This is a genomic window from Labilibaculum sp., from assembly GCF_963664555.1.
GTDB lineage: Bacteria > Bacteroidota > Bacteroidia > Bacteroidales > Marinifilaceae > Labilibaculum.
Map to the genome: position 1 here is coordinate 1,789,384 of NZ_OY761461.1, position 19,629 is coordinate 1,809,012.

Below are 19,629 nucleotides of genomic sequence, written 5' to 3' on the forward strand. Positions count from 1 at the left end.
GGTGATTAGCTGCCTAATGTAGATGATTTAAACTCTGCATTAGGCAGTTTTTTGTTTGATTTTGTTACTATTTTAGGAGCAATTTATGTAATGTTATATGCAGTTATGGATCAAGCTAAAACAATGAAATTCTTAAAGAAGTACCATAAATGGCCTTCTTTGGCATTGACTTTCTTTATTTTATTATTCGCAATTTCTGGAATTGTGATGAATCACCGTGGAATATTTTCGTCTATTGATGTAGATCGGAAATATTTGGGTAGTGAGTATCAATATACAAGTTGGAATAAAGCCGCAGTTAAATCGGCAGTAACAATTCAGGGAGATACAGCATTAATTTACGGCAATATCGGAATCTGGAAAACTATCGATAATTTCAAAACATTTCAGGACTTTAATTCCGGTTTTACATCTGGCGTCGACAATAGGAAAATTGAAAAAGTGATTAAAACCAGTTGGGGAGCGCTTTATGCCGGAACATTGTTTGGACTTTTCTATTACAATCCGAAAAGTGAAAATTGGGAAAACATTGACTTGCCTGTTTCTGAGGAGAGAGTTGTTGATTTGGTTGAAATTAAGAATCAACTATTTGTTTTGACACGTTCTCACTTGTTGAAAAAAACAGAGATTGGTTTTGAGATCGTAAATTTGCTTCCAGATCAGAATTACGACAATAAGATCAGTTTGTTTAAAACATTGTGGGAAATTCATAGTGGTGAGGCTTTTGGCATAATTGGGCAGTTGTTTGTCGATTTTATAGGCCTGGTGTTTATATTTCTTTGTGTAAGTGGTTTAATTTATTTTATATATCCTGATTGGATTAAAAAACGGAAAAAGAAAGGACAGGATGTTCAAAGTAAGCTTGTTTTCTTGAAGTTTAACCTGAAATGGCACAATTATTTCGGGTATTGGCTAATCGTTTTCCTTATTCTAACAACTCTAACGGGAATGTTTTTGCGTCCGCCTTTGTTAATTGGAATAGTATCGAATCGAGTTCCTAAAATTTCATTTACGCATTTAGATAACTCCAATCCATGGTTTGATCAGCTGCGCAGAATAATGTATGATGAAGAATTGAACAGAATTCTATTGGCAACCAATGAGAGTGTATATTATTCTGATGATGATTTTATTTCTGCGCCGAAAGTTTTTGCAATGCAACCGCCAATATCTGTGATGGGAGTGAATGTTTTCGAACAGGTGAATGATGGGAGTTATCTGGTTGGATCGTTTAGTGGATTATTTTATTGGATTCCTGAAAAAGGATTAGTTTTCGATTATATTACTAAAAAACCATATGTTCCTGTGAAAACGATGGGGCCGCCAATTTCTGCCCATCCAATTGCTGGATATTTGAAAGATTCAGAGGGAAAAGAAATTTTGTTTGATTACAATTTTGGCTCAGGAAATTTAAGTGATCAATCCGGTTTTACATCAATGCCTGAAAATATTCAGCAATCGCCCATGTCACTTTGGAATTTGTGTTTGGAAACTCATACCGGTAGAATTTACCAATATATTTTTGGCAGGTTCTATATTCTTTTTATTCCATTGGCAGGAATCAGTATTTTGTGGATTTTGATAATAGGATTTGTTTTGTATCGGAAGCAAAAGAAAAGAAGAAAATAATTTTTTTATCAATTTAGTTGAATGTGTAGTCACTTCTTTTTTTGTTGCAGCAACCAAATGTATAATTTAGGATTATTGTAAGTCTCAGTCCGCGAATTGTGAGTTGATTCAGGGTAAATCGTGAATTTCACCTTGCTTCCTAATTCTTTTAAATGGTTAATCATTCATATTTTAACGGGTTATTTTAGATAAATGTACTAATTGTAAATGATAAGTTAAAAGGAAATAATTATTTAGCGAAAGTCTGTATCTTTATTGCCGGATTAAAAAAAGGAAAAGCATGTTCAACTTTGAAGATATAAATCTGGACCGTATTGTGGTTCACAATGTAGGAAATAAACATCACGATGAAGATTTGAAACTTTCTAAATCGGAAATTCAATTGGAAGATGATGATGTTAAGGATATCCTGCTAAAGTATTTTTTAACAGCCTTTAATAAGGAGGAATTCTATAATTTCCAGCATGATACCGATTTGAATATGAATGAAGTGTTTTGTTATGCTTCGGAGTATTTCGAGGAGAATGTTTCCTTTTACGATCAGTCAACCAATATTGCAGTTCATTTGTATGAAAAATCGAACCATCCGAATATAAAGAGTGGCGAATTTTATTTGGTGGGCTTCTCGAATTGCGTGGTTGATGGAGAAGTTTGCGATGCGTTGGGTATTTTTAAATCAGAAAATAAAGACACTTTTTTAAAGGTGTACCAAAAGCAGGATAATTTTGAGTTGGGATGTGAAAACGGAATCAATATCAAGAAATTGGACAAAGGCTGCTTAATTTTCAACTCCGAAAAGGAAAAAGGATTCAAAGTTTGTATTGTTGATAAAACCAATTCGAACAAAGAGGCTTTGTACTGGAAAGAGGACTTTTTGAATTTGAAACTTCGCGAAGATAATTTCTATCATACCCAAAATTATTTGGATATGTGTAAAGGTTTTATTGGTGATGTGTACAATGACGAGAATGAAGTGGCTAAGGCAGATCAGATCGATTTAATGAACAAGTCAATCAATTTTTTTAAGGATAAAAAGCTGTTCAACGAAGAATTGTTTAAAAAGGAAGTGATTGAACAGCCTGAGGTGGCTACTGCTTTTGATGAATACAAAACCTATTATCAGAACGAACAGGGAACTGTTGTTACTCCTGAATTTACGATTAATAATGATGCTGTAAAGGGAGAGCAAAAGCACTTTAAACACATATTAAAGCTGGATAAAAACTTTCATGTTTACATTCACGGACAACGAAAATTCATTGAAAAAGGATACGATGCAGCTCGCGATTTAAGCTATTACAAACTGTTTTTCAGGGACGAGAATTAGGCATGACCTGACAGCGTTTTTTAACCTGACAGTGTCTGCATATTTATTTGGATTATTAAGAAGCTTTCTCAATTATGGGGAGGCTTTTTTCATTTTCGGGGAGCTTTACCCTTGTAGCATCTTTCACTTTATACTCACTTTATATCCCAGTACCGGCTGGTTTTCAAAATAAATGATCAACTCATCATCGCCTTTCTTGTTTGTTGGTACAGAAAAGTTAACGATGTTCTTTTTTAGAATAGGTTTTACGAGCTGGCCAAATTTTTCACTTTTAAAGTGATAAGCAATCGGAATGTCACTTGGAATATTTGCAATTGAAAAGGCAATCTCATTTCCTTTTTTGATTGAGATTGATCCTTTTTCCGGACTGATAATTTGGTAGTCTTTGCCGATGAATTCATTAAAAATGGCGGGCTGAAGGGCAAATTCTTCCCGGGTAAATTCTTTATTCAGCAGTAACCATTCCTGATTGTCAGGGTAATGTTTCATGGCAAATTCCTTTGGATCGTTATCGAAATAAGCAGGTGTATATTCTTTAAGGAACTCCATTTTGGCGTAGTCAACAGAACCTGCCGCCCAGGTAATATCTGCAAGCTTCCATTTTCCATTAATTTTTACAGCATTCCAGGCATGGTTCGAAGGCAGATTGTTGTTTCCTATCTCCGAAACAAATCGTTTTGCCGTGCCGGGAATTATAACACATTCAATGTTTAGTAATCTGCATACTTCCTGAAAAAGCGTTGCGTATCCTTCGCACAAAGCTTTTCGGCTCTTTATTGTTTTCAAGGCCATATCTCTTCTGAACTGATTTTTTTGTGTCTGCAAATCTTCGTCCGAAGTATACAAAAAGCGGATTTTCTGAGTCTTGTTTACTCCTTTTGTTTTGTATTCAACATTCATGGCAATCCATGCAAAGGCAGCTCTGACTTTATCTTCATCCGTATTGAAATCAGTTTTTATTTTATCAGCTAATTCCTCATAAGAGCTAAAATTTGCCGGGTATTTCGAAATGATTTCATCGACTTTGGTTTGAGAGAAGCTTTCAAAATGAAGCAAGGTGAAAAATAGTATAAGTAGGAATTGATATCTAAAAGGAATCGCCATATGTCCGTTTATTTTTTGTTTTAAAGTAATCAGATAGAATGGAAACGCAATTTCGATGCCATTATTTGATTGCTTAGGGAGTAAATGTATTTTTTTATTTGAACATATATGACATTATTTAAATAGGTGTGTTGTTGTATTGACATTCGTATTTATATGGCTTAAATTTAATAGTTCTAACACTTTAAACTAATAATTACCATGAAGAAAGTTGTCGTTTTTTTAGTGGCAGGACTATTTTTTAGTGCCTGCACAAACCAGTTTGTTGAAGAGGATTTAGACCTTCAGAGTCAAGAATCAGCAAGTAAAGTTAAAACTCAAAAATTGTCAGTAAGTGAAAGTCCAACCTACAAGGCCACCGGATATCTTATTCTGACTGATAATTTTTCATCCCAGATGGAGACTGAAATTGGTAAGGCCAATGGAAAGATTAACCGTAAACTTTCAGAAATAGGAATGTATGTGGTAGAATCCAGTGAAGTTGGTTTTATTACAAAAGCAAAAAAGATAAAAGGAGTTTCCGATGTATTACCTGATCTTCAATTGCAATGGTTGCAGCCTGAAACTACCAGCGAGGCACAGTTTGTTCCTATGCACATTGGTTCTAACGAGACCTACTACGGTTATCAGTGGGGAATGGAAGCTATTGATGCTCCTGGTGCCTGGGATCAGGGATTTACAGGTAATGGAGTTAAAGTTTTTATTCTTGATAGTGGAATAGATGCTGAACATCCTGATTTAGCACCAAATTTGAATACAAGTTTATCAACTTCTTTTGTGCCGGGTGAAGGTTATAATATTGATCCGGGATTTTATTTTAATCATGGAACTCATGTTGCAGGTATTATAGCTGCGGCTAATGGTCCTGCTTTAACCAATGGGGGAGATTTTGGAGTCATTGGAGTTGCACCAAAAGCAGAAATTGTTGCTGTTAAAGTTCTTTCGGAATATACCGGCAGCGGTTCATTCTCAGGAATTAATGCAGGAGTTGTATATGCTGCAAATAACGGTGCAGATGTTATAAATATGAGTTTGGGTACTGATTTGCCAAGAAATGGCTTCTTTGCAGAGTTGCCTAATGGTTCTGTTGTAAAGGTTGGTGCCAATGAAGTTGCAGCCTACATCAGTGCTTCTCAAAAGGCAATTACTTATGCTTACCAAATGGGTTCGCTGGTGATTGTTGCTGCCGGTAATGATGATTCTGATGCGAACCACACCGGTAATTTGGTATTTATTCCTGCCAGTCTCAATCATTTAATGGCAATATCGGCTACTGCTCCTTATGGTTATGCTTACGATACAACAACCGATTTGGATGTTCCTGCCAGTTATACCAATTACGGACAGTCTCTGATTGATCTTGCTGCTCCGGGAGGAGATTTTGATCATCCTGGAGATTTCTGGTATTACGATATGGTTTTTAGCACCATTAGCAGTGGTTGGGGATTTTCAGCCGGAACAAGTATGGCTTCTCCTCATGCCGCAGGAGTAGCTGCTTTGGCATTCGAAAAACTGGGTACTGATGCTACGCCGGCACAGGTAATGTCTGTGCTGAGACAGAGTGCTGATGATCTTGGCCAGCCGGGTAAAGATGCTTACTTCGGAAATGGCAGAGTAAATGCAGCAAAGGCCGTTCAATAAATAAAGTGGATTGAAATCATTAAAAGTTCATGTTTTGAAAGAAGCATGAGCTTTTTTTGTTCTGTATTGATGAACCAGAATTTACTGCACAAAAAAGACCCACACTCACGGAAGCTTGAGCATGGGCCTTTCGAGTAATATACTTAGTAGTATATGCTTTTAATTATCTTAGGTGATTCACCACTTGATAGATTGGCTGAAGAACAGATTCTCCCAATAAAATACTCCTTTCGGGAGACCAACCATATTCAGGGTCTGGTAAATCATTATTGTCCTTGAATGGCATTTCAATAGTCAAAGATAAACATTTATATCTTTCTCCAATGTGTTTCGAGCAAATTGCTAAATTTCCAGTCCCAGGTTCGTTTTTCGGATAGCTGTGAGTGTCCTGAAAATCAGGGCAGGTGGCAATCCATGAACCAATGAATTTTTCGGTTAAATTTTTCAATCTTTCGTCAAAGGAAGGGATGCCTTCTATGCCCGAAATAAAATTATAAGGTAAGGTTTCATCTCCGTGGATATCCAAATTTAAATCACAACCATATTCGTCCATTAAATTACGAACATGGAAAACCTCAGGACTGTTTTCAATCGAAGGTTCTGCCCATTCACGGTTGTAATTGTATCCTTTTGTATTTACACGCAAATTACCGGCAATACTTCCATCAATATTCATGTTAGGCACCAAATAAAAAACAGCTTTGTTTAGTAGGCTTCTCGAAATTGGATCATCCTGATCCAGCAGTCGGTCTAATAAGCCTTGCATGAACCATTCGGCCATTGGCTCACCGGGATGCTGACGGGCAATTACCCAAATGCTTTTTTTCGCTTCGTCCGCTTCACCAACAATCAGCATATCGATGTCTTTGCCTTCTACTGTTTTTCCAATTGAAACCAATTCGCATTCCGGCGACATTTGTGCCTGATGAACTAAATTTAAATGCTGATCGTAGGTGTAAGGAGCAAAGTAAGCGTAATAAACCGAGTTATAAAGTGGCATATGCTCAATAATCAACTCTTTGCCATCGTAATTCGATGGAACCCGAAACCAATTCTCACGATCGTAGGATGCCACAGTTTGGTAGCCTTCATATCCTTCCGGATAAGATGCTTTACCGGCATTTGTAATCCGCATTTTAACAGATTCTTCCATGGCGCCCATCAATCTGAAATGGAACCATTGAAAAAATTCAGAATTCGTGTCGTTGGGGATGCTTAGCTGTATGTTTTGAGGATTGGCGGCATCAATAACTTCAATTTTACCGCCATCAAAATTCGATGAAATATTCATGTGTGTGTCGTTTTTTTTGTGATTCATTCAAAGGTAGATTTTTTGTTTTTTAAAGACAAGGATACTGTTGAATTCTTAAAATTACACTACAGAAGTAATAATTCATGATTAGTAAATGTTTAAATCAGAACAATTTCTTCTATTTTTGGAAGTCTGTTTATCTGGAAAATATTATTCTCTATTTTTGCAGACCAGCCTTGTGTTTATTTTAATTCAAACTAATGATCAATTTGTTTCGTCTGAAAGACAATCGTTCTAAAAAGTGGAAGTTTATAGTGCTTGCTGTAATTCTTGTATTAGTTGTAACAGGATCGGTACTTTTCAAATATTATCAGGATATTTTTTCATCAAATATTAATTTAGGCGAAGAAGAAACCAGTTTTCTGTACATTCCTACTAACTCGAATCAGGCCGATGTTTTGCAAATAATAAATAAAAAAGGCTGTCTTAAAAGCAGTTCCACTCTTCAGTGGGTAATGGAGAAGAAGAATTTTGCAGCACACATTCATCCGGGACGTTACGAAATTAAAAATGGCATGAGCAATAATGAATTAATTAATTTATTGCGCTCGGGTGCTCAAACTCCACTTAATCTTACATTTAATAATACCCGCACTTTAGAAGATTTTGCAGGCAAAATAGCGGATCAAATAGAGGCTGACTCCATAAGTATTCTAAGTCTATTAAAAGACGAATCTAAAATTAAAAAGTACGGATTTGCACCTCATACAATTATTGGAATGTTTATTCCGAATACCTATCAGGTATATTGGAATATGAATGCTGAAAAGTTTGTGGATAAAATGCATAAAGAATATGCAAAATATTGGAATTCCGAACGACTGAAAAAAGCAGAGAGCATTGGACTTTCTCCTATTGAGGTGAGTATATTGGCATCAATTGTTGATGAAGAAACCATCAATAATGATGAAAAAGGACGTGTTGCCGGCGTATACATGAATCGTTTAAACCGTAAAATTAAATTGGATGCTGATCCAACTTTAAAGTTTGCATTGGGCGATTTTACGATCCGCCGGGTTTTGAACAAACACAAAACAATTGATTCTCCATACAACACTTACAAATATCGAGGATTACCCCCGGGACCAATTCGTCAGCCATCTGTTTCAGGTATCGAAGCCGTTCTTAACTACGAAAAGCACAAGTACTATTACTTTTGTGCCAGCCCCGAATTTAACGGATATCACGTATTTGCCAAATCGTTGCGTGAACACAATCAAAATGCAAGTCGCTATCAAAGAGCGCTCAATCAAAGAGGCATCATGAAATAATTGGTACTTCTGCTATTCTCGGGTTGTAATTTTCAGGCTTTTATTGGGAATAAACTGTATGGCAAATGGCAGTGTATTCATAACGGATATCTGCTTATTTTTTAAATCTTTCTCTGGACCTTTTGATTGCCGGCATATTGGAAACCGCCCATTTCGTTAAATTATCCACATGGGGAACAAGAGATTTACCTAAGTCTGTAATTTCGTACTCAACTTTAGGAGGAATTTCCGGATAAATAGTTCGAAGAATAAATCCGTCAGCCTCTAATTTTCTTAATGTAACAGTCAGCATTTTTTGGGATATGTCTGAACCAACTTCTTTATTGATTTCATTGAAGCGTAACTTCTGCTTTTCGCCTAAAATCAGTAATACAAGAATAGACCACTTATCACCAAAGCGATCTAAAACTGTTCTGACAGGACAATTTGTAATATCCCATTCACTTTTTTTAATTTTTTTCCCCATCATAGATCTTTGATTATCAACAATAGTTACCTTGAAGTTAGTTTAGAACAAGGATGTACCTTATTGGTCGTTTTTACAAACTAATATATCTTTGCTATACAAAAGTAAGTATAAAACTTTTATATAGTAAGTTTAAATAAAATATAAGATGGAAAAAATTTTAGTAACTGGCGCAACAGGACATTTGGGAAATATTGTAGTTGAAAATCTACTTAAAAAAGTTTCCGCCGGTCAAATTTCAATTTTAGTTCGGGATGAAGCCAAAGCACAGGCTTTAAAAGCAAAAGGTGTAACCGTTAATATCGGAAGTTACCAGGATATTCATTCATTAAATAATGCGATGAAGGGTATAGATAAAGTTTTGCTAATCTCATCAAGTGATTTTAATGATAGAATCGGTCAGCATAAAAATGTGGTTGATGCTGCTAAACAAGCAGGAGTGAAACATATCTTATATACAGGTGTTACATTGAAAGATATTGCAGCATCTCCTTTACAGCCATTGCTTCAGGATCATTTTCAAACAGAAGATTACATAAAAGAAAGCGGGCTTTCATTCACTTTTTTGCAAAATAGTTTGTATGCAGAGGTGATTCCAATGTTTGTAGGTGAAGATGTTTTGAAAACAGGTATTTTCTTTCCTGCAGGTGAGGGGAAAGTGCCTTTTGCTGTCAGAAAAGATCTGGGAGAAGCTATTGCAATTATTTTGGCAGGAGAAGGACACGAAAACAAAACCTATCACTTAACGGCATCAAAAACCTATTTATTTGCGGATATTGCTGCTGAACTTACCACATTGTCAGGTAGAAAAGTAAATTACACCAGTCTGGAAGATGATGCATTTGAAGATATGTTAAAGCAATTTGGTTTGCCTGAAGAAATTGTATTGATGTCCGTTTTGTTTGCCAAAGGAATTAAGAATAATGATTTTAATATGGCTGACGGTACTTTAGAGAGTATTTTGGGACGGGAACAAACGGATTTAAGAATGTTCCTTAAAGAAGCTTTCAATTTGTAATAGCACTGGCAGGTAAGTTTTTTGATTCATGAAAAATTAAAACCTCCTTCATTTTCTAAAAGCGGAAAGGAAGGGGGGGTGATTATTACAGCACTTAAGTTTACCAATCAAATTAAAACTGAACTTTTCGGACATCCTCTTTTTTTTGCTGACCGAATGTTTCCGTTCCATAAACCGTGAATTCTATATCTGTAAATTCAGGATCATTGGAAGAGGAATGCCGGAAGAGAAAGCTTTGCATAATTTAATGCAACCGGCTTGAAAAATAAGGGTTGCGTCTCACATTTTGTATCAAAGGATTTATTATCATTGCAGCAAAGTAAATTGAATTAGAGTGATGATTGGAGCACAAACAAAAGGAACCCTTATGGTTCTTTTATCAGCAGTATTTTTTGGACTGCTGCCTTTTTTTGCCATTAAAACCTATGCCGAAGGTTTTGATGTAAGTAACCTGCTGTTGTACCGATTCAGTTTTGCATTTGTGTTGATTGGTTTGTTTTGTATCTACAAAAAGATTAGTCTTCGTGTCAATAAAAAACAATTTTTTCTATTGCTGATTCTTGCATTTGTTGGAACCATGATGACTACCTACACACTCTTTTTATCTTACCAGTACATATCATCGGGATTGGCAAGCACACTTCATTTTGTGTACCCCGTTATCACGATTGTTTTTGCAGGTATCATTTACAAAGAGAAATTCACATTAAAAAAAGTAACGGCTCTATTTTTGTCTGTTGCTGGAATTTCTTTGTTGTCGTTAGGCGGCGGTGCAGCGATTAATGCAACCGGTGTTTTATGGGCTTTGGTATCGGGTTTATTTTATGCCATTTACATTTTGTGTATGGCCAATCCCGAACTAAGGAAAATTTCGCCTTACAGTGTGGCTTTTTGGATTTTTGGAATCACAGCAATTTTGTTCTTTGGCAAATGCTTGTTCATAGATGGCATCAACACAAATCCCACTGCCATGTCTTTATTTTATATCGTAAATCTTAGTTTTTGGTCTACTTTTTTGTCGGTTGTTTTGTTTTATATGGGGATGAAATACACCGGACCCGGGAATGCGTCTCTTTTGTCGACTCTTGAACCTCTTACGGGGCTTGTGGTAGGAGTGTTTGTGTTTAATGATGCAATGGACTTAAAAAGTTCTTTGGCTGTTCTTCTGATATTGACTGCTGTTTTTATTGTGATGCAAAACAATAAGAAACCAAACTACCGAATGCTTTTTTACAAAATAACTCCCCGCAGACTAAGGAGAGCTTAATATTTAGATTGGTGTTAATTGTTGAATTAAAGTGATCAATTAAAGAAATTATACATCCATAAATAAACTTTAAAATATGCCGGATAAATGTCTTGTTTGTGAAAGGATTTCAAAAATTCTAAATCATGAAAATCCATACTTTGTGGCTGAACTGGAAACGGGCTATGTTGTTTTGGGAGATTTTCAATTCTTTAAGGGCTACGTTTTATTGCTTTGTAAACAACACAAAACCGAGTTGCATCAATTGGATGAAGATTTTAAGATGAAATTCTTAAAAGAAATGAGTGAAGTTGCCGAGGCTGTTCATCTGGCTTTTCAACCCCAAAAATTAAACTATGAAATGTTGGGAAATGCATATTCTCATTTGCATTGGCATATTGTTCCCAGATATAAAGATGATCCCAACCCACTGAAACCGATTTGGACAATTGACAGCAAAATAATAAATGCAGAGGAAACCAGACCAAACGATCAAATGTTGTTTGAACTAAAAGAAAAGCTGTTAAATGCTTTGAAAACTACGGTTAGCTCTGATCGGTTGGTGATTTAATACTGCAGTCGGAGCCGGATTGCAGCAAGCCTGATTGAATTTTTTATAAATGATAAAAATAGAAAAGTGAATTTCACATCCATTTATTTTATTTGAATTTTGTAATTTGGCTTCATGGAAAAGAGTGAAGATTTAAATGCATTTTACAACAGAATAAAATACAAGACCGATCAGGAGCTGGTTTTAAGCAAACCTCACATTAATGTTTTTGAACGGTCAGCCTGTACAGGACCGCTCACTTATTCAAGAAGAGATTACTATAAAATAACTTTGATATTGGGCGAAGGAAGGCTTGATTATGCTGATAAAAGTATCTATATAGACAGGCCTGCTTTATTGTTTTCGAATCCGTTGATTCCCTATAATTGGCAGAATATTTCCAAAGAACAAACAGGTTGGTTTTGCATTTTTAATGAATTCTTTGTGAAACAGCGGGATGAAATATTAACGGATCTTCCAATGTTTCAGCTGGGATACGATAAGGTCTACTTTCCTGATGAAAATTCAACGAAGGAAATTGCTGATTTATATCGAAAAATGATGGTTGAAAATGAGGGGTTTTATGTCCACAAACAGTATGTTCTGCGCAATTACCTGCATTTGATTGTGCATTATGTCCTTAAGACAGAACCTGCAAAAAATTACGAGCAAACACAAAATGCTGCATCCCGGATTGTTTCGCTTTTTATGGAATTGCTGGAGCGCCAGTTTCCTATTGATTCGATGCAGAATCAATTGAAACTAAAATCTGCGAATGATTATGCCTGTCAGCTTTCTGTGCATACCAATCATCTTAACAGAGCGTTAAAAGAACTTACGGGGAAAACTACTACCGAACACATCGCAGGCCGTATCATTATTGAAGCAAGCGAATTGCTGATTCATACCGATTGGCCGGTTGCTGAAATTGCCTATTGTCTGGGGTTTGAGTATGCTGCCTATTTTAATAACTTTTACAAGAAAGCAACAGGAATGACACCCAGGGAAGTTAGAGTGCAAATTGTTTGAATTTTATAATTTTTGGTTTGATTTTTCTGATTTTTCTGAAAATAGTCTGGCTAATTTTGTCAGGTAATTATTTAAATAATTTAGTATGAAACATTCAGAACATGCAATTGTGAAACACAGGGACACGATTATTTGTTCATGGTAAGTTACATATGGCGAAAACATAAAATAATAATCATATGAAATACAGGATATTAGGAAAAACAGAAGAACAGCTTTCTGCCATAGGATTAGGCTGTATGGGGATGTCGCATGTTTACGGCGAAAGAAATGATGAGGAAAGTATTGCCACTTTGCACAAAGCATTGGAATTGGGGATTAATTTTTGGGACACTGCCGATTTTTATGGTGGAGGAGCGAATGAGAAGCTTATTTCAAAAGTACTGAAACCAAATCGGGACAAGATATTTATAGCGACCAAATTTGGGTTTAAGTATGGAGGGGAAAATTTGCTGGCCAGTAATTTTGATGGTTCGCCCAAATACATGCGTAAGGCTGTGGAATTAAGTCTGCAGCGATTGGGCATCGAAACCATCGATTTGTATTATGCACATCGTGTGGATCCAAACGTACCGATTGAAGAAACTGTAGGAGCTATGGCAGAACTCGTAAAGGAGGGAAAGGTACGTTATCTTGGGCTTTCAGAAGCATCGCTTACCAATATTAAAAAAGCGCACGAGATACATCCCATTTCGGCATTGCAAAGTGAATATTCCCTTTTAACACGGGATGTAGAGAAGAAAATACTGCCTGAAATTACCGCAATGGGCATTACATTTGTGCCCTATTCTCCTTTGGGAAGAGGAATGTTTACCGAGAATTTTAATGTAGATAATATTGCATCAAATGATATCCGTTTAAACTTACCCCGCTTTCAGGGAGAACATTTAGTCAATAATCAGAATCTGATGAAAGCACTGGATGAATTCGCATACGGCAAGAGCATTAATACTGCCCAGCTGGCATTGGCATGGCTGATGGCGAAAGGTGGCAATATCATTCCGATTCCGGGAACAAAAAAACGCAAATACCTTGATCTAAACGCCAAAGCTGTGGATATTGAATTTACAGCAAATGAAGTGGCGGAAATTGAAGCTATTATTGCAAAGTATCCCAATACCGGCGAGCGTTATACCGAAGCGGCTATGAAATTGGTAGACAAAGATTAACAGTTATAAACTGTTGCAAGATAATTTAAAGACCGGGGACACTCCCGGTTTTTTTATTGTTAATTTCGCTCAACAAGGAAGGCTTGCAGGAGTTTTAGTAATGTTTTGTAGATTTGGATTCGAAATAGCAGAAGCGTTTATTGCTGTGATATGTGGATGGACAAATATACTTCGATCTTGCGTGTCAGCTAAAAGGGATTTTATATAAATTGATAAGACGAATAACATGAATAAGAAAATATTTGTATTTCTATTTGATGGATTTTCTGATTGGGAAATTTCCTATCTCACTCCGGAAATAAATAAGAGTGAACAATTCGATTTGGTTTATTTCTCGAAGAACGGAAACACAGTTACATCGATGGGTGGTTTACAAATTAAACCTGCAAGTTCTCTTTCCGAATTGAATTTTGAGGATTTGGATCTGTTAATTTTGCCGGGTGGCATCGCTTGGGAAAAAGGAGAAAATGAAGAGATTACAAAATTTGCCAAAAATGCATTTGAAAAAGGAAAGACAATTGCTGCCATTTGTGCTGCAACTGCCTATCTCGGTCAATTAGGATTACTGAATGATTTAAAACATACCAGTAATGACCTGAATTATTTAAAAGGAACTGCTCCAATGTACCGTGGAGAAGGGAATTATCAAAATTCGCTGGCCGTAACGGATAGAAATATAATTACTGCAAACGGAATTGCTCCAATTGAGTTTGCCAGAGAAATTTTTAAGACCATTGGATTATACAATGATGATACTATTGAAAAATGGTTTCAATTGTTTAAGAATGGAATTTGGAGTGAGTAAATGCCAGACACACAATAATGATCAGGAAAGTGTAAATGTGGGAATCTATGATTTCTCCTGCAGAAACAGTCCGGTTCAGGATTCTTCGATTTAGAACCGGCAACAGCCTGATTTCTCAATAAATATAAGAATTGGGACACTGTATTGTACAAAAGAAAAGACGCCTTTTCGAGGCGTCTTTAACTGAATTTTAATATTGTAGCAATTGATTACTGAACAAAGCTTTCTCTTTCTCCGCCAGCGGCGAAAATAGCTCTTATTCTGTCATTCTGACCATTGGTAAACATATACATGCATTGATCGTCTACATAATCCATGTAATTCATAGTTTGGTCGTTTGATTTGCAGTGTACAGTTGGATAAGAAGGACATCCGTAGTTTGCTCTGTCAGAACTTGGCGTATCAGTTACAAAGTCATCCTGACTGCATCTGCCGTCGCCCCAAATGTGACGCAAGTTTAACCAGTGACCCACTTCATGAGTAGCAGTTCTGCCATAACCATACTGTCCGCCACTTGTGTTACGTCCAAAGTAATCGCTGCCGATAACAACACCGTCGGTTGCTAATGCTCCGCCAGGAAACTGGGCGTATCCTAAAATACCGCCGCCAATTTCACAAACCCAAAAGTTTAGGTAAAAAGAAGGATCTGTTGCATCAATTCCGCCCTGACTGGAAAGTTTCATGGCATCATTGGTTCCCCATGATGTTTTTGAAGATGTTTTTCTATTTACGCCGGCCAATACGAATGTAATATCAACGTTTGCTACATCGTTGTTAAATTCACTTGGTACAGCACCTGTCGCAGGATTAAGATCATTGTAATCGTCATTTAAAATATCAATCTGAGAATCGATATGAGCTTGCGTAACAGGATGATTTGCATCCTCCAGAATATTTACAATAACAGGTATGGTGATGCTCCCCTGATAAGGTGTTGCCGGTGTTGTTTCGCCACCACCTGGCTTGCCTTTATTGGTACTTCCAGTGCTTTTTGCAGCAATTAATTGTCGTGTGTGTTTTTCGATGGCATACATTCTGTTTTCTAAACCAGGATTTTCTTTTAATTGTCTGTTTAGAACTTGCATACTACCACATTTTGCACTGTGTACATGTTCTTCTGCAGCTGATTTAACAGTGCTTTCTTCGCTGGTGTATACATAGAAATCGCTCATGTCGACAGCAATTTCCTGCTGTTTCGGAGCGTTTTCATTTTCATTTTTTTGACAAGACCCCAGAAGAAGGGTCAGGCAAGCGGCTGTGAAAAAAATTCTTTTCATAAATAATTCTTTTTTCTTAGTTGTGATTGTGATTAGTAATATTAAAATCCGACTGAAATTAAATATAAGATTTCACAAAAAGAAATTAAATGTCTCAATTTAAGTGATGAGTGAATGTTTTTTTGATGTTAATTATTTTAAAAAGTTACTGTTTGTGCCGTGTCCGGAATGTTTTCTATGAGTGAAAATAAATTATGATGGCAGGTTTTTTTTTCAATTTACTTCCTGATTATTGTTTTAAATGACTTAAAGAAGATGGGTAAAGTAAAAACCAAAAGCTTGTGAATGAGCTGTGCTCTTGATGCCAGCCAGTTTCTGAAATATTTTCTGCAGCCTATTGACTTTTGCAATGAAAAGTCTTAATTTAGTTACTCTCAAAAGAGAATAATTCTCATTAGATATTAATTATATATGAATGCCGGAGAAATAAGTACAAAATTGAATGAAAAAGGACTAAAAGTCACTCCTCAAAGGATTGCTGTTTTGGAGGCTATTATCAAGCTCAATAACCATCCTACTGCCGATCATATTATCGAGTACATTCGAAGTAAACATCCCAATATTGCAACAGCAACAGTTTACAAAGTTCTTGATGTTTTGGTCTCAAATGAATTGATAAAAAAGGTAAAGACTGAAAAAGATATTATGAGATACGATGCTGTTTTGGAAAGACATCATCATTTGTATTGTTCAGAATCGAGTAGAATTGAGGATTTTAATGATGAGGAGTTAAATAATATTCTTGAAATGTATTTTAAGAAAAAAGAAATTCCCGATTTCGAAATTGAAGATGTCAAATTGCAAATTATCGGAAAATTCACAAAAAGGGATCAATAAGTTCATCGTTTATTAATAAAAAATACAGATTAAAAATGGAAAACAAATCAGATAATATGAGCAGGTGTCCGGTAACCGGAGCTATGGGAAAACAAAGTTTTGGCGGAGGCGGTACAAAAAACAGGGATTGGTGGCCAAATCATTTAAATTTGAATATTTTACGTCAGCATTCTTCTTTATCCAACCCAATGGGTGAAGAGTTTAATTACGCTGAAGAGTTTAAAAGTTTGGATTTGAAAGCTATCAAAAAAGACCTTCATAAGCTCATGACAGATTCTCAAGACTGGTGGCCGGCTGATTTTGGTCATTATGGCCCCTTGTTTATCCGTATGGCCTGGCACAGTGCAGGAACCTACCGGACAGGCGATGGTCGTGGTGGTGCCGGAGGCGGACAGCAGCGTTTTGCTCCCCTTAACAGTTGGCCCGATAACGTTAATCTCGACAAGGCCAGAAGGTTGCTTTGGCCAATCAAGCAAAAATATGGTAAGAAAATATCCTGGGCTGACTTAATGATTCTTACTGGTAATGTTGCATTAGAATCAATGGGGTTTAAAACCTTTGGATTTGGTGGCGGACGTGCAGATGTTTGGGAGCCTGAAGAGGATGTGTTCTGGGGAAACGAAACCAAGTGGCTCGAAGGCGCCGAACGTTATACGGGGGAGCGGGATCTTGCCAACCCACTTGCAGCTGTGCAGATGGGACTTATTTATGTGAATCCGGAAGGCCCTGAGGGCAATCCCGATCCTATTGCTGCGGCAAAAGATATTCGTGAAACTTTTGCCCGGATGGCGATGAATGATGAAGAAACGGTTGCTCTTATTGCAGGCGGTCATACTTTCGGAAAAACCCATGGCGCGGGAGATGTTTCACATGTTGGTCCGGAACCGGAGGCTGCCGGCATCGAAGAACAGGGCTTGGGCTGGAAAAGCACTTTTGGTTCGGGAAAAGGAGGCGATACAATCGGCAGCGGTTTGGAAGTTACCTGGACACAGACTCCCGCCAAATGGAGTTATTACTTCTTCGAAAATTTGTTTAATTACGAATGGGAACTAACCAAAAGTCCGGCAGGAGCACATCAATGGGTGGCAAAAAATGCCGATGCCGTTGTGCCGGATGCCCATGATGCATCAAAAAAACATTTGCCAAGCATGCTAACCACCGACCTTGCTTTGCGTTTCGATCCTGCTTATGAAAAAATTTCAAGACGATTCTTCGAACATCCTCTTGAATTTGCAGATGTCTTTGCACGTGCATGGTTTAAATTAACTCACCGGGATATGGGACCAAGAACATGTTATTTAGGTTCTGAAGTGCCTTTGGAAGAACTGATTTGGCAAGATCCTGTTCCTGCAGTAAATCATGTTGTAATTGATGAAAATGATGTTGCGGAACTAAAAGCCAAAGTGTTGGATGCCGGATTAACAGTAGGACAACTGGTATCAACTGCATGGGCTTCTGCTTCAACTTTTAGAGGTTCTGATAAACGGGGAGGTGCAAATGGTGCACGCATTCGTCTTAGTCCGCAAAAAGATTGGGCGGTAAATAATCCGGCTCAACTCAGCAAAGTATTGAAAAAGCTTGAAGCCATTCAGGATGAATTTAACGCTTCCCAATTGGATGGTAAAAAAATATCACTTGCCGACCTTATTGTGTTGGCAGGCTGTGCAGGAGTAGAAAAAGCGGCCAAAGATGCCGGGCATGATGTTACTGTTCCGTTTACACCGGGACGTATGGATGCATCGCAGGAGCAGACAGATGTAGAATCGTTTGCGGTGATGGAACCGGCAGCCGATGGTTTCCGCAACTATTTAAAAACGAAATATGTTATTTCAACAGAAGAGTTATTGGTTGATAAAGCGCAATTGCTAACATTAACAGCTCCTGAAATGACTGTGCTGGTAGGCGGAATGCGTGTATTAAACGCAAATTCGGACAATTCCAGACATGGGGTTTTCACAAAGAGGCCGGAGCTTCTCACCAACGATTTCTTTGTAAACCTGCTGGACATGGGTACGGTCTGGATGCCGGCATCTGAGACAAAAGAGATATTTGATGGACGCGATCGCAAAACGGGTGCCGTTAAATGGACAGGAACCCGGGCTGATCTTATTTTTGGTTCAAACTCGGAACTAAGAGCACTGGCCGAAGTTTATGCCAGTATTGATGCTGATAAGAAGTTTGTTAAAGACTTTGTTGCTGCATGGAATAAAGTAATGAATCTGGATCGTTTTGATCTGGTCTGATCTTTCCTTAATTCGGAATTTCAGGAAGAATGATCCTGCACTTTTCAGTTCATTAATACAGTAAGGGGTTTGAATTGGGAGCACCTTAACAGCCCAATATTGCAATAAAACAGTTTGGCCAGACAACAAGTCTGGCCATTTTTTTTTGATCCTCTTAAGTAGTTTGTTTCCCAAAGTTTGCATCAGTCAATTGCTAACTCCTGACAGCGTAAAAGACCTGTCAGCGTTTTAGCAATTTCCTTTTTTATTCGCTATTCTTTATTTTGTTAAGTAATTATAGTTTTGTAGATTCATCTATCGAATTGCAATGGATAAAATTGCAAAGGATTTTTTGCTAAAAGCCAAGTGTTTATTGCAATTGCCTTCAGGCAACAGATAATAAAAAAGAATAGTATTGAAGGAGTAAAAATGATGCTAAAGCAAAGGATTGGAATATTTAAAATCCAGTTGGCTAAAGCCAAACTGCAATGGATAAAATAAGAAAGGATTTCTGCTAAAAGTCAGGCATTTATTGCAATTGCCTTCGGGCAACTGATAAAAAAAGAATAGTGTTGAAGGAGTAAAAATGATGCTAAAGCAAAGGATTGGAATATTTTAAATTCAGTTGGCTAAAGCCAAACTGCAATGGATAAAATAAGAAAGGATTTCTGCTAAAAGCCAAGTTTATTGCAATTGCCTTCAGGCAACAGATAACAAAAAAGAATA

At 37.0% G+C, this 19,629-nt stretch carries 16 protein-coding genes; 12 read left to right on the forward strand and 4 right to left on the reverse strand.

Translation table 11 applies throughout. The features are described from left to right. Window positions 1-123: 123 nt before the first annotated feature. Together ACKU4N_RS07000 and ACKU4N_RS07005 are read left to right on the forward strand one after the other, a co-directional pair. Window positions 124-1,629 (forward strand): PepSY domain-containing protein, encoded by a 1,506-nt coding sequence (locus tag ACKU4N_RS07000; RefSeq protein WP_324292995.1) that lies wholly within the window; start codon window positions 124-126, stop codon window positions 1,627-1,629. Between the two features lie 280 nt (window positions 1,630-1,909). Next, the gene (locus tag ACKU4N_RS07005; RefSeq protein WP_321321921.1) at window positions 1,910-2,956 is read left to right on the forward strand and encodes a nucleoid-associated protein; all 1,047 of its coding nucleotides are present in this window, start codon (window positions 1,910-1,912) and stop codon (window positions 2,954-2,956) included. A 123-nt stretch (window positions 2,957-3,079) separates the two neighbouring features. On the opposite strand, the gene ACKU4N_RS07010 is transcribed toward ACKU4N_RS07005, so the two are convergent. Then, window positions 3,080-4,060, reverse strand: coding sequence for a transglutaminase domain-containing protein (locus ACKU4N_RS07010; protein WP_321321923.1), 981 nt, complete (start codon window positions 4,058-4,060; stop codon window positions 3,080-3,082). Window positions 4,061-4,261: 201 nt separating this feature from the next. On the opposite strand from ACKU4N_RS07010, the gene ACKU4N_RS07015 reads away from it, so the two are divergent. Beyond that, window positions 4,262-5,701 carry a S8 family serine peptidase gene (locus ACKU4N_RS07015; protein WP_321321925.1) on the forward strand — a complete coding sequence of 480 codons (1,440 nt, stop codon included), beginning with the start codon at window positions 4,262-4,264 and terminating at the stop codon, window positions 5,699-5,701. A 163-nt stretch (window positions 5,702-5,864) separates the two neighbouring features. Here the strand turns inward: ACKU4N_RS07015 and ACKU4N_RS07020 are convergent, their stop codons facing one another. Next, the gene (locus ACKU4N_RS07020; RefSeq protein WP_321321927.1) at window positions 5,865-7,019 is read right to left on the reverse strand and encodes a M14 family metallopeptidase; all 1,155 of its coding nucleotides are present in this window, start codon (window positions 7,017-7,019) and stop codon (window positions 5,865-5,867) included. A gap of 194 nt (window positions 7,020-7,213) precedes the next feature. On the opposite strand from ACKU4N_RS07020, the gene mltG reads away from it, so the two are divergent. After that, entirely contained in the window at window positions 7,214-8,284 is a 1,071-nt protein-coding gene (gene mltG, locus ACKU4N_RS07025) for an endolytic transglycosylase MltG (protein ID WP_321321929.1), read from the forward strand. Between the two features lie 94 nt (window positions 8,285-8,378). Here mltG and ACKU4N_RS07030 read toward each other — a convergent pair whose 3' ends face one another. Beyond that, window positions 8,379-8,753, reverse strand: coding sequence for a winged helix-turn-helix transcriptional regulator (locus ACKU4N_RS07030; RefSeq protein WP_321321931.1), 375 nt, complete (start codon window positions 8,751-8,753; stop codon window positions 8,379-8,381). 145 nt (window positions 8,754-8,898) lie between these two features. Between ACKU4N_RS07030 and ACKU4N_RS07035 the strand changes: the two genes are divergently transcribed. The 6 genes from ACKU4N_RS07035 to ACKU4N_RS07060 all read left to right on the forward strand — a co-directional run bounded on the left by ACKU4N_RS07035 (window position 8,899) and on the right by ACKU4N_RS07060 (window position 14,567). After that, window positions 8,899-9,768 carry an SDR family oxidoreductase gene (locus ACKU4N_RS07035; RefSeq protein WP_321321933.1) on the forward strand — a complete coding sequence of 290 codons (870 nt, stop codon included), beginning with the start codon at window positions 8,899-8,901 and terminating at the stop codon, window positions 9,766-9,768. 337 nt (window positions 9,769-10,105) lie between these two features. Further along, entirely contained in the window at window positions 10,106-11,035 is a 930-nt protein-coding gene (locus ACKU4N_RS07040; protein WP_321321934.1) for a DMT family transporter, read from the forward strand. A gap of 76 nt (window positions 11,036-11,111) precedes the next feature. Next, complete coding sequence (locus tag ACKU4N_RS07045; protein WP_321321936.1) at window positions 11,112-11,585, forward strand: HIT family protein; 474 nt, start codon at window positions 11,112-11,114, stop codon at window positions 11,583-11,585. 114 nt (window positions 11,586-11,699) lie between these two features. Continuing rightward, window positions 11,700-12,593, forward strand: coding sequence for a helix-turn-helix domain-containing protein (locus tag ACKU4N_RS07050; protein WP_321321938.1), 894 nt, complete (start codon window positions 11,700-11,702; stop codon window positions 12,591-12,593). A 179-nt stretch (window positions 12,594-12,772) separates the two neighbouring features. After that, window positions 12,773-13,762: an aldo/keto reductase gene (locus tag ACKU4N_RS07055; protein ID WP_321321940.1), complete on the forward strand. Its 990-nt coding sequence runs from the start codon at window positions 12,773-12,775 to the stop codon at window positions 13,760-13,762. Between the two features lie 226 nt (window positions 13,763-13,988). Continuing rightward, window positions 13,989-14,567: a type 1 glutamine amidotransferase family protein gene (locus ACKU4N_RS07060; protein ID WP_321321943.1), complete on the forward strand. Its 579-nt coding sequence runs from the start codon at window positions 13,989-13,991 to the stop codon at window positions 14,565-14,567. Window positions 14,568-14,776: 209 nt separating this feature from the next. On the opposite strand, the gene ACKU4N_RS07065 is transcribed toward ACKU4N_RS07060, so the two are convergent. After that, window positions 14,777-15,844 (reverse strand): zinc metalloprotease, encoded by a 1,068-nt coding sequence (locus ACKU4N_RS07065; RefSeq protein ID WP_321321945.1) that lies wholly within the window; start codon window positions 15,842-15,844, stop codon window positions 14,777-14,779. A 411-nt stretch (window positions 15,845-16,255) separates the two neighbouring features. On the opposite strand from ACKU4N_RS07065, the gene ACKU4N_RS07070 reads away from it, so the two are divergent. Together ACKU4N_RS07070 and katG are read left to right on the forward strand one after the other, a co-directional pair. Then, a complete protein-coding gene (locus tag ACKU4N_RS07070; RefSeq protein WP_321321947.1) occupies window positions 16,256-16,681 on the forward strand; it encodes a Fur family transcriptional regulator in 426 nt (141 codons plus the stop codon). Between the two features lie 35 nt (window positions 16,682-16,716). Next, the gene (gene katG / locus ACKU4N_RS07075; protein WP_321321949.1) at window positions 16,717-18,924 is read left to right on the forward strand and encodes a catalase/peroxidase HPI; all 2,208 of its coding nucleotides are present in this window, start codon (window positions 16,717-16,719) and stop codon (window positions 18,922-18,924) included. Window positions 18,925-19,629 lie beyond the last annotated feature (705 nt).

Bases quoted from the DNA above. Each gene is read 5' to 3' on its own strand.
- ACKU4N_RS07055 (WP_321321940.1), top strand. From the start codon at position 12,773: ATGAAATACAGGATATTAGGAAAAACAGAAGAACAGCTTTCTGCCATA.
- ACKU4N_RS07070 (WP_321321947.1), top strand. From the start codon at position 16,256: ATGAATGCCGGAGAAATAAGTACAAAATTGAATGAAAAAGGACTAAAA.
- ACKU4N_RS07010 (WP_321321923.1), bottom strand. From the start codon at position 4,060: ATGGCGATTCCTTTTAGATATCAATTCCTACTTATACTATTTTTCACC.
- ACKU4N_RS07065 (WP_321321945.1), bottom strand. From the start codon at position 15,844: ATGAAAAGAATTTTTTTCACAGCCGCTTGCCTGACCCTTCTTCTGGGG.
- ACKU4N_RS07060 (WP_321321943.1), top strand. From the start codon at position 13,989: ATGAATAAGAAAATATTTGTATTTCTATTTGATGGATTTTCTGATTGG.
- mltG (WP_321321929.1), top strand. From the start codon at position 7,214: ATGATCAATTTGTTTCGTCTGAAAGACAATCGTTCTAAAAAGTGGAAG.
- katG (WP_321321949.1), top strand. From the start codon at position 16,717: ATGGAAAACAAATCAGATAATATGAGCAGGTGTCCGGTAACCGGAGCT.
- ACKU4N_RS07035 (WP_321321933.1), top strand. From the start codon at position 8,899: ATGGAAAAAATTTTAGTAACTGGCGCAACAGGACATTTGGGAAATATT.
- ACKU4N_RS07050 (WP_321321938.1), top strand. From the start codon at position 11,700: ATGGAAAAGAGTGAAGATTTAAATGCATTTTACAACAGAATAAAATAC.
- ACKU4N_RS07045 (WP_321321936.1), top strand. From the start codon at position 11,112: ATGCCGGATAAATGTCTTGTTTGTGAAAGGATTTCAAAAATTCTAAAT.
- ACKU4N_RS07040 (WP_321321934.1), top strand. From the start codon at position 10,106: ATGATTGGAGCACAAACAAAAGGAACCCTTATGGTTCTTTTATCAGCA.
- ACKU4N_RS07015 (WP_321321925.1), top strand. From the start codon at position 4,262: ATGAAGAAAGTTGTCGTTTTTTTAGTGGCAGGACTATTTTTTAGTGCC.
- ACKU4N_RS07005 (WP_321321921.1), top strand. From the start codon at position 1,910: ATGTTCAACTTTGAAGATATAAATCTGGACCGTATTGTGGTTCACAAT.
- ACKU4N_RS07030 (WP_321321931.1), bottom strand. From the start codon at position 8,753: ATGATGGGGAAAAAAATTAAAAAAAGTGAATGGGATATTACAAATTGT.
- ACKU4N_RS07000 (WP_324292995.1), top strand. From the start codon at position 124: ATGAAATTCTTAAAGAAGTACCATAAATGGCCTTCTTTGGCATTGACT.
- ACKU4N_RS07020 (WP_321321927.1), bottom strand. From the start codon at position 7,019: ATGAATCACAAAAAAAACGACACACACATGAATATTTCATCGAATTTT.